We start from the raw sequence: 13,505 nt of genomic DNA on the forward strand, positions 1-13,505 counted from the left end.
TGGTCAGTACACATCCCGCAGGTACCGCTTGTCGCGGCGAAGTTGGTTGATGTAGGCCACGGCGTCCTCTTCGGTCAGACGGCCGTGGGTTCTGACGACGTCGAGCAAGGCCTGGTCGACGTCGCGCGCCATGCGCGTGGCGTCGCCGCACACGTAGAAGTGGGCGCCCTCTTCGAGCCAGGCGTACAGCGCTTTGCCGTTTTCCCGCATCCGCTGTTGCACATAGATCTTCTCTTGCTGGTCGCGCGAAAAGGCGAGGTCGAGCCGTGTCAGCGTACCGTTACTGCAGAACTCGCCGATCTCGTCCTCGTAGATGAAGTCGCACTCGCGGTGCTGATCGCCAAAGAAAAGCCAGTTCTTGCCCGCTGCACCGCTGGCGTGCCGGGCCTGCAGGAAGGCGCGGAAGGGCGCGATGCCCGTGCCGGGCCCCACCATGATGACGGGACGGTCGCCGTCGGCGGGCAGGCGGAAGCTCTTGTTGGGCGAGAGAAAAATCCGACCGCTGTCGCCGTTCTGCAGGTGATCGGCGAGCCAGGTCGAGGCGACACCGCGGTGCTCCCGTCCGGTGTTGCGCCAACGCACAGCCGCGACAGTCAGGTGGATCTCGTTCGGGAAGGCCAAGGGGCTCGAGGAGATCGAGTAGGCCCGGTGTTGCAAGGGGCGCAGGCATGCCACCAGGTCTGTGGCAGAGATCGAGAGCGCCGGGTTCAGGTTGAGCAGGTCGAGCGTGTCTCTGCCCCAGAGGAACGTCTCCAGCGCCTCCTTGTCGCCATTGCTGACCACACGACTCAACTCGTCGTCCGCGCCGAGGTCATGCAGCCACTGCAGCAGCGTTTTGGGCGGCGTCACGATTTCGAGTTGCTGCTGGAGCACCTGAGCGAGCGGCTGGTCGTAGCCAGCGACGACCTCCTCGCCTGTCGCATTGACGCGTTGGAGCAGCAGCTCGACCAGTGCCGGGCAATTCCGTGGCATCACACAGAGCGCGTCGCCCGCGTCATACTCGATTCCGCTGTCGCCGAGTGAAAAGCTGAAGTGCCTGATCTCCTTGGCTGAGTCGGCGCCGGAGAGCAGGTGGTTCTCGAGAGTCTGTGCGGTGTAGGGGTTCTTGCGCGTCCAGGTGGGTTTCTTGCGCTCGGTCGGGGTGGGTGTCTCGGACGCCGTGTCAGCGAGCTCGTCGTCCGCAACGGTGTCGCGCACCTTGGGCAAGACGGCCTCGAGCCAGTCGTTGGCCGGGTCTTCGAAGTCGACATCGCAATCGATTCGGGCTGCCACGCGGGTGGCGCCGAGCTGCTCGAAACGCGTGTCGATGAGCTTGCCGGCTTCGCAGAAGTCGTCGTAGCTGGTGTCGCCGAGCGCGAGCACGGCGTAGTGCATCTGCTCGAGGCGTGGCGCGGTGGTGGCCGACAGGCTTTCCCAGAACAGTTCGGCGTTGTCGGGCATCTCCCCTTCGCCGTAGGTGGACACCACCACGAGGCAGCGCCGCACCGAGGCCAGGGCCGCCATGTCGAGGTCGTCCAGGCACCGCAGCGCAGGGCTGAAGCCCGACTGTGACGCGAGCTCGGCCGCGCTCTCGGCGAGTTGTTCGGCGTTGCCGGTCTGCGAACCGAACACGATGTCGAGCGTGGCACCAGCAGATTGGGTCGGCGCAACCTGCGCGAGGGTGCCCATCTGGGCTTTCATGCCCGCGAGGTAACCCGCAAGCCAGATGCGCTGCTCGTCGCTGATCGGTGCATCCAGCGCGATATCGGGAAGCTTCGTCGTGGCGGGATCCGGCGTCACGTGACGGCCCCCAGCCGTTGCACGCGCTGCGGCAGAGCGTGACCGGCGAACAACTCTTCGAAATCGGGTATGCGGTCGAGCTTGGCGCGGTTGCTCTGTTGCTGGTGCAGGATCCAACCGTAGGTGGCCGGGCTGTCAACCGAACGTACGCTGCGCTGGCGCAGCGCGGTTGTAAAATCGCGCAGACGCTTGTCCGCGATCAGCACTGCGAGTTGCGTCTGATCGTAGGTCGCCAGTGCGGCACGGGCGTGCTTGAGCAACTGTTGGCACAAGCCGAAGTCCTCGGTCATGACGAGGTTGCGCACGTGGCGCTGCAGCAGTGTGGGTTCGCTGTCCGCGCCGACGCGCTTGCGGGCAATCTCCAACGCCATGTCGAGCACGGTCCAGGTGTTCAACAACGGGTACATGCTGACCGAGTCGCCGAGTTCCTCGAGCGGCGCGCGGCCATCGAGCAGGGGCAGGCGGTCCTTCCAGGCCCGCTTCAGGCGCGCAATCTGGTGAGCCGACAGGGCGGCGGCCAACTCTTCGAGCAGCGCCTTGGCCGTCTTTGCCGCGAGGATTTCTCCTGCGTCCTGGTATTGCAGGAGCGCGCGCGGCATAACCCAGACGACATCGGCCTTGCAGGTGTCCCAGTCCGCCAACAGCCGTTCGGCCAGCGGCGAACCGGTGGCCTCGTGGTGCCAACGCAACAGCGTCTGCACCGCCTGTGCGTGCGTGTCGGCCATGGCGTCGCCGTCGCTCAGGCGGCCGGTCAACACCGAATCGTGGCTGACCGACTCGGCGAATTGCCGATTCGGGTCGTACTGGTACGCGAAGCCGCCAGACATGCCATTGCCAAAACCCTTGGCATAGCCACCGAGATTGAGCACGGTGCCGTTGGTCATGTACTCGCAGCAGAAATCGCCGACGCCCTCGACCACCGCCGTCGCCCCGGAATTGCGCACGGCGAAACGGTCGCCCGCTTCACCGGCGACAAACAGCCGACCACCCGTGGCACCAAACAGGGCGAAGTTGCCGATCAACACGTTTTCACCCGGTGCCATCGCACGGCTGTTTTTTGCCGGAACGACACTGATTTCGCCACCGCATGCACCCTTGCCGACGCCGTCGTTGCAGGTGCCTTCGTGTCGCATCCGGATGCCATCGTTGCAGAACGCGGCGTAGCTCTGGCCGGCCGATTCGCGCGTGTGAACGTGCAGTGTGCCCGGGGCGAGGCTGCGCCGACCGCGGTCGTCGGTGTGCACCGCCGGGTGCTGCACGTCGCGATCGGTGTAGTTCAGCAGGCGTTCGATGTCGATCGACAGTTGACCACCGACGCTCTTGTCGCTGTTGTCGAGCGTCACAGGCCCGAGGTCGACGTGGTCGGACGCGGTGTCGAAGAGCGCGTGACGTGCCGTCTCGATGAGCATGTCGTCGACGCGGTAGTTGCGCTCCAGGTAGGTCGGGTTTTCGACCGCTGTCTCCGGCACATGCACCAGCATACGGCGCAAGTCCATCTGACCCACCGAGGCCGGGTGGTCGAGCAGGTGCAGCAGGTCAGCCCGGCCACGCGCCTCGTCGAGTGAGCGCAGTCCGAGCGAGGCCAGAATGCGCCGGACGTCGTGCGCGATGTTCAGCAGGTACTGTGCAAGCGCGCGCGGGTCGCCGTCGAAGGCCTCGGGGTTGGTGGTCAGTCCGGCCGGGCATTTGATGTTGCAGTTCTTGGCCATGACGCACTTCAGCATCATCAGGGCACTGGTGCCGAACTCAAAGGAGTCACCGCCGAGCAGACAGGCCTTGACAACGTCCGAGCCCGTCTGGATGGCACCCGAGCACCGGAGTTGCACTTTCTGACGAATGCGGTTGGCGCAGAGTGCCTGATGCACCTCGGCAATGCCGAGTTCGGCGGCGCGCCCGGTGTACTTCAGCGAGGTGACCGCCGCAGCGCCGGTGCCCCCGGTGTTGCCGGCGACATTGATCACATCGGCACCGGCCTTGGCGACGCCAACGGCGATGGTGCCAATGCCCTCGGAGCTCACGAGCTTGACGATCACCCGCACGCGCGCGGCCTTGGCGTCGTGTATGAGCTGGGCGAGGTCTTCGATCGAGTAGGTGTCGTGGTGCGGGGGTGGTGAGATCAGCTCGACACCGGGCGTGCCGCCGCGCGCCGCGGCAATTTCCACCGTGACCTTGGGCGCGGGCAACTGGCCGCCCTCGCCGGGCTTCGCACCCTGGCCAATCTTGATTTCGATCTCGCTGAGGTTCGGGTCGGCGAGGTAGCCCGCCCAGACGCCGAATCGGCCCGAGGCAAACTGCTTGATGCGGCTCGAGCGTATCGTGCCGAAACGGGAGATGTGCTCGCCGCCCTCGCCGCAATTCGACATGCCGCCGACCATGTTGGTGCCGTGCGCAACAGCCTCGTGGGCCGCCGCCACGAGCGCGCCGTGCGACATCGCACCCGAGGCGAGTCGGGGGGTGATCTCGGAAGCCGGTTGCACCTGCTCCAGCGGCACCGGGTCGGTGCCGGCGCGCAACCGCGAGATGTAGTCCTCGGCCGAGCCGTCACACTCGACCACCAGGCCACCGCCTGCGAGCCAGTGGCCGCGAATGTCGTCACCAAAGCGTTCCACCAGTGACTGCGCCAGCGCGTCGAGACGCGCCAGTTGGTGGGCCGGATTGCCAGTCAGCATCAGGCGGTAGTGGCCGGCCTCAAGCGGCTCGATGGCGAGTCCGCGAATGACGAAATCGAGGTTGCCCGCGCGGTTGAACAACATCATCTCGCGCTTGATGTCCTCGACCGAATTCAGGTGTGTGATGTCGGCTGGAAACGCGAGCACATCGCGCAGGGCGGCCGGGCGTCGGTGGCGCTCGCGCGCCATCGCACGGGCAAACTCACGGTAGCCCGGTGTCATCGAGAAACCGTCGATCTGCTCGGTGGTCAGGCGTTCGAAGCTGGTGTTGACGTAACCGGATTCATCAAGCCCGAAGGCGTCGTGCATCTGATTCAGCGTGAGCAAGCGCATCGGATCGATCGCGTCCTCGGCCTCGGCCGACGGACCCTGTATGCCGATGCGCTCCTCGGTCAGGTCGACAAAGCCGCGCACCGCACGGGTGCCAAAGGAATGGCCCGCGCCCTCCGCACGCTCCTTGAAGAGGCCCAGCATCGGTATGTCATCGAGTGTGTCGACGTCGCAGGCGCGCAGGTGCCAATCGAGCGTCGACTGGGCGATGCGGGCGAACTGCACACCGCCGACCGGCGATGTCATGTTGGGGAAGTAGCGTTTCAACACCGGCGAGTGGGTGTCGAGAAAGTTGGGCTCGAAGAATTCACCGCCTGAGTAGCTCTCGACCGTGCACAAACCGACCTTGCCCAGCGTTTTCATCAACGCTTTCTCTGCCGCTTTGGCAAAGCGCGCGTAGGCGGCGTTGGTGTCGCCCGCGTGGTTCAGACTGGCGCGTGCGTGCACGCTCGAGGCATAGACCGCGCTGGCACCGAAGCCAAGCGCGACGGCGATGTGGTGCGAGGACGCGATCTGACCGCTCTCAACCACCAGTGAGACACGGAACCGAAGCCCTTCTTCGATCAGCGCCTGGTTAACGGCGGAGACGGCAAGTGCGAGTGGAATGGCGGCGCGCGTGCGTTGCAGGCCGGAGTCGGAGAGCACGACGATACCGCCCTGCTCACGCGCGAGTGCGACCACCTCCGCGGCGAGCGTGTCGATGGCCTCGACCAACGCGGTCTCGTTGGCGTGCGCGTCGTTTTCCACCGGCGCGAACAGCATGTCGGCTGTGGTGCAGGGCGTGTCCGATTGCGTCTTGAGGCGCGACAGTTGCGCCAGGCTCAGCACCGGCGAGTCGATGACGATCTGTTTTTGCGCAACCCCGTCACCGTGCGGTTTCGCGCCCAGTGCGACCCGCATGGTCATGCCATCGGCCTCACGGATCGAGTCGAGCGGCGGGTTGGTCACCTGGGCAAACCGCTGGCTGAAGTACTTCGCCATGCCGCCCTCGGTGTCGTTCAGCGCGTTGATTGCGTTGCCATAGCCCATTGCCGACACTTTCTCCGCGCCGGTCTCGAGCATCGGGTCCATCAGGAACCGGAACGTTTCCTGGTTGTGGCAAAAACCGACGAAACGGCCCGCGTCGCTGAGGTCCGATTCGGTCGGTGGTTCGGGCGTCGTGTCTCCCGCGACACTGACGTCGTCCAGGTGCACCTGCGCCGCAGCGAGCAGGGCATCGTAGTCTCGCTCGTTGGCCAAACGCGCGAGACCGGCGCGACTGTCGTAGACGCGTTTGTGGGCGTGGTCGTAGTAGAGCATCCCGCCGGCTTCGATGCGACCGCGTCGGATGACCGACTCGGGCGGGAAGCTGATCTGACCTGCCTCGGACGTGACGACGAGGTAGGTGTCGGTCTCGACGCTGCGCAAGGGCCGCAAGCCGAGCCGATCGAGCCGTGCGCCAACAATCGTCCCGTTGCCGAAAATGAGCGCAGCCGGGCCGTCGTTCTTTTCCTCGTACAGTGAGAAGTAGGCGAGCATGTTGCGCACCTTGTCTGGCACGCTGCGGTCGTTTTCCCACGCCGGTGGCATCATCGATACCACCGCCGTGACGATGTCCATGCCGTCACCGTGCACCCGACTGTTGAGCGTCTGGTCGAAGCGGCAGCTGTCCGACTGGCCTTTGGGTCTGAAGATCTTGCGGTCGCGCGCTTTGGCCACCGCAGCATCCGACAGGCGGTTCTTCTTGTCGGTGTTCAATTCGCCGTTGTGCGCCATCAGGCGAAACGGTTGCGCCATCGACGGGTGTGGGTCGGTGTTGGTGGAAAAGCGCGTGTGGAAAAACACCGTGTGCACGGCGTGATCCGGGTTGCTGAGGTCGGCGAAATACGGGATCACTTCCCACGAATTCAGGCGACCTTTGAGCACTTGTGTCGAAGCGGAGAACGAGAGCGGGTAGAACCCGATCAGCGATTCGTCCACGTAGGCGGTGGCCTCGATCTCCAACAGCACCGCATGCAACAGCGGTTCGACGCGGTCCTGTGCAAGACCCCCCGGCAGGTGAAACACCCACTGCACAATCGGCAGTTGCAAGTCCACGCCTCTGGGCTCGATTGCGGCGTTGTCGACCGGCACGTCGCGACGCGTCAGCACCTGGAGGTCGTGTTTGCCGAGCAGTGATTCGATGAGGTCTGTGGCGTACGCCCGCTTTTTCGGGTTGGCCGGCAAGAAGAAGTTGCCCACGCCGAAGCTGCCCACGCGCAGCGTGCGCTGCGTCAGCTTGGAGAAAAACGCCGACGACAGGTCGACGCACACACCCGCGCCGTCACCGACGCCGGTCGATGACATGCCGCCGCGGTGCGGCACGGCGCACAACGCCTCGTGCGCTTTGCGCAACACGTCGTGGTGTTGTTCGCTGTCCTTGCGCGTGATGAAACCAACGCCACACGCGCTGTGGCCGAAAGCCGGATCGAACAGGGTCGGTTGTGGGTTCGCTGTGGGACTCAAGGGTGTCTGCTGTCGGGTGGCCGTGCGCCCGTCTTCTGTGGTCGACCGAACAACATACACAAAACGTGAATGAGAATCATTCTTGGTTATTGCATGAACCGAATTGGGCGGTGATTCCAGACAATTTGCTACCGGAATGCGGCTTATCCGGCACCATTGTGCAGGTCATGTGCCCGGCGGTCACGAGACGGGGGTGCGGGCTGCGGTCGCGTTGGCACCGGCGCGTGTGTGATGGACCGCGCGCTCACTGAACCGGAACGTCGGACCCGCAGGAGCCGGTCACGGCACCGTCAACGTGGTGATCGCATGCACAGTGTTAACCCTGACCCGCGGGGTTGACCGGGCACATTCGTGCACCGCATCAACCCGCAGTCGCGCGCCCCGTGATCGGCATGGCCGAGTTCGCCCGGGGGCTTGCCGCGGTGGCAGAGCGAGTGCATTCAGCCGCCACGGTAGGTACCATCGGGCGACCGCCGAACTCGGAGACTGGCCGGTCATGAGCCGCGACGATTTGCCCCCTCAGTTTGTGCCGACGGCGCAGCCAGTCGAACCGCACAGGCTGCTCGAGGTCGACGGCGCCCTGGTGGCCGGGGCGACCGCGCCAATGACCGATGACCAGGCGCTCGAGGCACTGCGCCTGATGATGTTGGGCCGTGCCTTCGACACCAAGTGCTTCAGCTTGCAGCGCCAGGGCAAAATGGGCACGTTCGCACCGATGCACGGGCAGGAGGCGTCGATCGTCGGCTCGGCGATGGCCTTGAACCCCGAGACCGACTGGATCACGCCGCAGTACCGCGAGATGCCCGCGGCGATCCGCCAGGGCATGCCACTCAAGAACATCATCCTCTACCGCCAGGGCCACCCTGCCGGTGGTGTGGTGCCGCCCGGCGTCAACGTCATGCAGTTCAACATCTCGCTCGCGGCGCAGATCCCGCATGCTGTCGGGCTCGCCTGGGGGATGCGGCTGCAGGGCACGTCCGGTGTGGCCGTGGCCTACTTCGGCGACGGGTCGTCCTCCGAGGGGGATTTCCACGAGAGCTGCAACCTCGCCGGTGTGACGAAGGCGCCGGCGATTTTCCTGTTGCAGAACAACCAGTGGGCGATTTCGACGCCGCGCGACATCCAGAGCGCGGCGATCGACCTCGCAGCGCGCGCGCCGGGCTACGGCTTCCCGGGTGTCTCGGTCGACGGCAACGACCTGTTCGCGGTCTACCGTGTCATGTGCGACGCGGTCGAGCGCGCGCGCAATGGCGACGGCCCGACGCTGATCGAATGCCACACCTACCGCATGTGGGCGCACACGACGGCCGATGACCCGACCCGTTACGTCGACGATGATGTGCAAGCGGTGTGGGCCGCACGGGACCCGATCGAACGCGTCCAGCAGTACCTCACGGGCCGTGGCCGTTGGGACGCCGAGCTGGCCGCTGCGTGGGACTCCGAGATCGCGGCGGAGGTCCAGGCGGGGTTTGACGCCGCCGCGGCCGAGCCGCCGGCAGGCCCGGAGAGCCTGTACGAGCACGTTTTCGCCGAACCCACCCCGTCGCTGGTGCGCCAGCGGCGTGCCCACCTCGAGGAGCGCTGACAATGGCCCGCATGACCATGGTCGAGGCGATCCGCGAAACCTTGCGCGACGAGATGGCGCGCGACGAACGCGTGATCCTGATGGGCGAGGACGTCGGTCACCTCGGCGGCGTGTTCCGCGCCACCGACGGCTTGCAACAACGCTTCAGCTCGCAGCGCGTGATCGACACCCCGCTGGCCGAGAGTGTGATTGCCGGGTCCGCCCTGGGCATGGCGCTCTCCGGTCTGATCCCGGTCATCGAGATGCAGTTTCTCGCCTTCTCGCAAAACGCGTTTCACCAGATCTGCCAGCAGATCGGCCGCACGCGGTTTCGCACGCGCGGCTCACACACGGCGCCGATCACCATCCGTGCGCCCTTTGGGGGCAACGTCAAGACGCCCGAGCTGCACAGCGATTCAATGGAGCCGATGTACGCGCACACCACGGGGCTCAAGATCGTCATGCCCTCGACCGCAGCCGACGCGAAAGGCCTCCTCACCACCGCCATCCGCGACCCGGACCCGGTGTTGTTTCTCGAGCCGTTGCGCGGCTACCGACTGATTGCCGACGAGGTGCCGGACGGCGAGCACACCGTGCCCTTCGGCGAGTTGCGCACCGTGCGCGAGGGCACGGATGTCACCATCGTCACCTGGAGCGCGTGCGTGCCGGTGGTCGAAGAGGCGGCCGAACAGCTGGTGGCCGAAGGCATCGACCCGCACATTGTCGACCTCCGCACGATCGTGCCGCTCGACGAGGCCGCGCTGATCGCTGCGGTGGAAAAAACCGGCCGGTGTGTGGTGGTGCACGAGGCAGCTGCCGTGTCGGGCTTTGGCGCCGAGATCATTGCGTTGGTGCAGGCGCAGGCCTTCTACGTGCTCGAGGCACCGGTCGCGCGCGTGACCGCTCCGGACGCACCCTACCCGACACCGGGTGTCGAAGCGTTCTACATACCCGATGCCGATCAGGTCGCGCGCGCGGTGCGCGACACGCTGGTCGACTGAGCGAGGCGTCCGCATGGCAGCGCACGAATTCCTGTTACCCGACGTCGGTGAAGGCCTCGAATCCGGTGCCGTGGTGCGATGGCTCGTCGCCGAGGGCGACGCGGTGGTCGTCGATCAGATCATCGTCGAGGTCGAGACCGACAAGGCCGTCGTTGAAATTCCGGCTCCGGTCACCGGAACGCTGACGCGGCAGGGCGGCGCGCCCGGCGACACGTTGCCCGTTGGCGCGGTGCTGGCTGTGTTTGAAAGCGACGCGCCGGCGGCAGGCGGCTCAGTGGCACCCGCAGCGGCGGCGACGAGCGCGGTCGACGTGGCCGTAACCGAGAGCGCTCGACCCGCTCGCAGTGGTCGCGCACTGGCAAGCCCCGCCACGCGCAAGTTCGCGCGCAACCAGGGCGTGGACCTCAGTCAACTGAGCGGCAGCGGTACGCGCGGGCAAATCACGCGCGCGGATGTCGAGGCTTTTTTGAGTGGCGGCGGTGCGGCCCCTGTCGTCGACACAGGCACGGTGTCGAGCGCGCTGGCGGTGGCGCCGCGCCAAACCGTGCCGCCCCCGGCGGTCGACCCCGCGTTCAGCGGTACCCAACCGCTGACAGGACTGCGCAAGCAGATCGCGGCCAACATGCAAACCGCCTGGCGCGAGATTCCGCACATCTTCACCTTCGAAGAGGTGGATGCCTCCGGGTTGATCGAAGCACGGCAGGCGATCAACGCCGAGCTCGCCGAGCGCGGGCAGAAGCTGAGCTTCCTGCCGTTTTTCGTCAAGGCTTGTGTGATCGCCCTACAGGCGCACCCGCGCTTCAACGCGTCACTCAACCTGGCCGACGAAACGGTCACCTACCACCCGCAGTGCAACATCGGCATCGCGACCGCGACGCCGGAGGGCCTGATCGTCACCGTGGTACACCACGCGGAGCAAAAATCCCTTATCGAGATCGGCGAGGAGATCGCGTCGCTCGCGTCGCTTGCCCGCGAGCGCCGTGTCGGTGTCGAGCAGATTCGCGGTGGCACCTTCACCATCTCGAACTTCGGCAGCTACGGTGGCACGCTCGGCACACCAATCATCCGACCGCCCGAGGTCGCCATCGCGGGCTTCGGCCGCATCCACGACAAGGTCGTGCCCGAGCAGGGGCAGCCGGTGGTGCGGCCCATCCTGCCGATCGCCATGTCGACCGACCACCGGCTCAACGACGGCGAACACCTCGGCGGATTCGTGCGCACCTTGAGCCGATTGCTGTCGCACCCTGTGCGGATGCTGAGCCACCTCTAGCCCGACGCAGTGAGGACACCATGGTTGTAGGCAATGCACCCGAAGCGGTCGACCTCGTCGTCATCGGCGCGGGGCCGGGCGGTTACACGGCGGCGCTGCACGCCGCCTCGCGGGGCCGGGACGTCACCTTGATCGACCGCGGCGGTGATGCGGCGGTCGGTGGTGTGTGTCTGCACGCGGGCTGCATCCCGAGCAAGACCCTGATCGAAGCCGCGGGCGTCTTCCACCGTAGCCAGCACAGCAAGGACATGGGCGTCTCGGTCGACTCGGCCCACTTCGACCTCGCGCAATTCCACCGCTTCAAGGGCGGCGTCATCGACGGCTTGGCGGGCGGTGTGCGTGGCAAGTTGACACACGCCGGGGTCAGCACGCTGACCGGCACGGCGCGGTTCATGGACAGCAAAACGCTGGTGCTCTCGGCCGAGGACGGCGCCGCCCGTTTTCTGCAGTTCAAGGACTGCATCGTCGCAACCGGCTCGCGCCCCGTTGCCGTGCCGGGCTTTGCGTTTGGCGAACGCGTGCTGGACGCACACGGCGCCTTGCAGCTTGACACGGTGCCATCAACGCTCGCGGTTGTGGGCGGTGGCTACATCGGACTCGAGCTCGGCTGTGCTTTTGCCAAGCTCGGTACCGCTGTCAGCGTGGTCGAAGCGCTCGACCGCGTCCTGCCGACCTTGCCGGCCGGGCCCGCTGTGCCGCTGCAGCGGCGCATGGCGTCGCTGGGCGTGCGCTTTCACTTCGGCTGTCGCGCCACCGCCTACGACGGTGGGGCCCTGACGATCGCCGACGCCGCGGGCGACACGCACGCCCTCGACGCCGAATACGTCTTGATGGCCGTTGGTCGCACGCCCAACACCGACGACCTCGAACTCGAGGCGGCCGGTCTGGGCACAAACGCCAAGGGGTTGCTCGAAGTGGACATCGACCGGCGTCTCACACCGCACATCGCGGCGATCGGCGACATCACGCCGGGACCGGCACTCGCGCACAAGGCGAGCGCCGAGGCGATCGTTGCCGTCGACGCGCTCTGTGGTGACACCACGGCCTTTGAGCCCGAGGCCATGCCGCTGATTGTGTTCACCGACCCGGAAATCGCCCACGTCGGTCTGGACGCGGACCAGGCAAAGGCGGACGGCATCGACGCCTCGTCGCACAAGCTGCCGTTGCGCGCTTCGGGCAGGGCGGCCACTCTCGGTGAAACCGACGGCTACGTCGAGCTCACCCGTGCCCGCGACGACGGCACGCTGCTCGGCGCCACGGTCGTCGGCCCGCACGCCTCCGAGTTGATTGCCGAACTCTGCGTCGCAATCGAGCTCGGCGCGAGCGTCGAGGACCTCGCCCTCACTGTCCACCCGCACCCTACGCTCAGCGAACTCACCATGGACGTCGCCGGCCTCGCGGGCCGCTAACGCGACACACCCCGCCAAGGTGTGCTGCCCACGCAGTCGCCCCACACTCACTCGCTTTGGTCACCCATGGTGAGTTTGCGGCAGACTGGGTAAGATTGAAATTCATACTCAGACACGTCGCGTAAAAAGCGTGAAAAAACAGCGGTGTAGACCGTGATGTCGAAGACCAAGCCAGTTTGCTTATTGGATGTCCGAGTAATAAGTAATAACCAGTGCGCTGGTTATTACAGCTGTTAACTGTATGAGGAGGGTATCGATGTTTCCAGAAGTCAAGAACATGATTAGTCCAGACCTTGACAATGGAACGGTGCCCAAAGATCCTAAAAATTTCCAGATTTTTATTGAAGTCGAAATCGGTCCGAAAGGCCAGAAAAGTTCAGATATATTTTCCCTTACAGCTATCACTCCCTCTTCGATTTCAGCGAATCAAGGTCCAATTTGGGGGCATGGATATTTGATTATGCCTGTGTTTTCTTGGCAGAATGTTGAAAGGTCTCTTAATCTGTTGATGATGCACTGTTCAGGCGAGAATTGGGAGGAAGTTGTAAAAAAACTACGTAGAGAGTTGAACTGGGAATTTGACAACTACTATACATAGGGCAGTTAACAAGTTTAGTCAGTTGGACTGACGTGCCGCCAGCCACTGTTAAGGGCGTTAGGCGGCAACACTTAGCTCAAATATGTCAGAAAATTGGACAACGAATCTACCTACCGTGCTAGAGTCGCTACATCAAATAGAATTCGATTACGCAGATGGTGAAGGAATCGATTTCGAGCCTTACCAGCAGTTTCTTAATGTGGAAGATACGAAAGATTGGTTTCGGGCTTGGACTGGAAATGATGCAGTCACCGGAGAGGAGTTTCGAATATTTGGCGAGGATGGGACAGGTGGATACGCTGCATTTTGGCTTGTTAGGGACAGTGAAGACGTCTTAGAGCAACCAATTGTTTTCCTAGGCTCAGAAGGCGCGAGAGGGGTCGTGGCATGCTCCTTTAATG

The 13,505-nt window shown here is 64.7% G+C and carries 8 protein-coding genes; 6 read left to right on the plus strand and 2 right to left on the minus strand.

The annotated features are described in order from the left end of the window. Positions 1-3: 3 nt before the first annotated feature. Both AAGA11_15855 and AAGA11_15860 read right to left on the minus strand, forming a co-directional pair. Positions 4-1,779, minus strand: a complete 1,776-nt coding sequence (locus AAGA11_15855; protein ID MEM9604342.1) for a sulfite reductase subunit alpha — start codon at positions 1,777-1,779, stop codon at positions 4-6. Then, the gene (locus AAGA11_15860; protein MEM9604343.1) at positions 1,776-7,262 is read right to left on the minus strand and encodes a glutamate synthase-related protein; all 5,487 of its coding nucleotides are present in this window, start codon (positions 7,260-7,262) and stop codon (positions 1,776-1,778) included. Before AAGA11_15860 ends, AAGA11_15855 begins: the two co-directional genes overlap by 4 nt. A gap of 496 nt (positions 7,263-7,758) precedes the next feature. Here AAGA11_15860 and AAGA11_15865 point away from each other — a divergent pair, with 496 nt between their 5' ends. The 6 genes from AAGA11_15865 to AAGA11_15890 form a co-directional block, all read left to right on the plus strand. Continuing rightward, on the plus strand, positions 7,759-8,847 hold the full coding sequence (locus tag AAGA11_15865) for a thiamine pyrophosphate-dependent dehydrogenase E1 component subunit alpha (protein ID MEM9604344.1): 1,089 nt from the start codon (positions 7,759-7,761) through the stop codon (positions 8,845-8,847). A 2-nt stretch (positions 8,848-8,849) separates the two neighbouring features. Then, positions 8,850-9,827: an alpha-ketoacid dehydrogenase subunit beta gene (locus AAGA11_15870; GenBank protein MEM9604345.1), complete on the plus strand. Its 978-nt coding sequence runs from the start codon at positions 8,850-8,852 to the stop codon at positions 9,825-9,827. Between the two features lie 13 nt (positions 9,828-9,840). Further along, positions 9,841-11,097: a dihydrolipoamide acetyltransferase family protein gene (locus tag AAGA11_15875; protein ID MEM9604346.1), complete on the plus strand. Its 1,257-nt coding sequence runs from the start codon at positions 9,841-9,843 to the stop codon at positions 11,095-11,097. Between the two features lie 20 nt (positions 11,098-11,117). Further along, positions 11,118-12,506 carry a dihydrolipoyl dehydrogenase gene (lpdA, locus tag AAGA11_15880; protein MEM9604347.1) on the plus strand — a complete coding sequence of 463 codons (1,389 nt, stop codon included), beginning with the start codon at positions 11,118-11,120 and terminating at the stop codon, positions 12,504-12,506. A gap of 277 nt (positions 12,507-12,783) precedes the next feature. Beyond that, positions 12,784-13,104: an Imm8 family immunity protein gene (locus tag AAGA11_15885; protein MEM9604348.1), complete on the plus strand. Its 321-nt coding sequence runs from the start codon at positions 12,784-12,786 to the stop codon at positions 13,102-13,104. A 115-nt stretch (positions 13,105-13,219) separates the two neighbouring features. Then, positions 13,220-13,505 (plus strand): SMI1/KNR4 family protein (locus tag AAGA11_15890; protein ID MEM9604349.1); only part of this gene is annotated, 286 nt, incomplete at its 3' end.

Source organism: Pseudomonadota bacterium (assembly GCA_039196715.1).
GTDB lineage: Bacteria > Pseudomonadota > Gammaproteobacteria > CALCKW01 > CALCKW01 > CALCKW01.

Coding starts and splice junctions, on each gene's coding strand:
- AAGA11_15865 (MEM9604344.1), top strand. CDS start 7,759: ATGAGCCGCGACGATTTGCCCCCTCAGTTTGTGCCGACGGCGCAGCCA.
- AAGA11_15870 (MEM9604345.1), top strand. CDS start 8,850: ATGGCCCGCATGACCATGGTCGAGGCGATCCGCGAAACCTTGCGCGAC.
- AAGA11_15875 (MEM9604346.1), top strand. CDS start 9,841: ATGGCAGCGCACGAATTCCTGTTACCCGACGTCGGTGAAGGCCTCGAA.
- lpdA (MEM9604347.1), top strand. CDS start 11,118: ATGGTTGTAGGCAATGCACCCGAAGCGGTCGACCTCGTCGTCATCGGC.
- AAGA11_15885 (MEM9604348.1), top strand. CDS start 12,784: ATGATTAGTCCAGACCTTGACAATGGAACGGTGCCCAAAGATCCTAAA.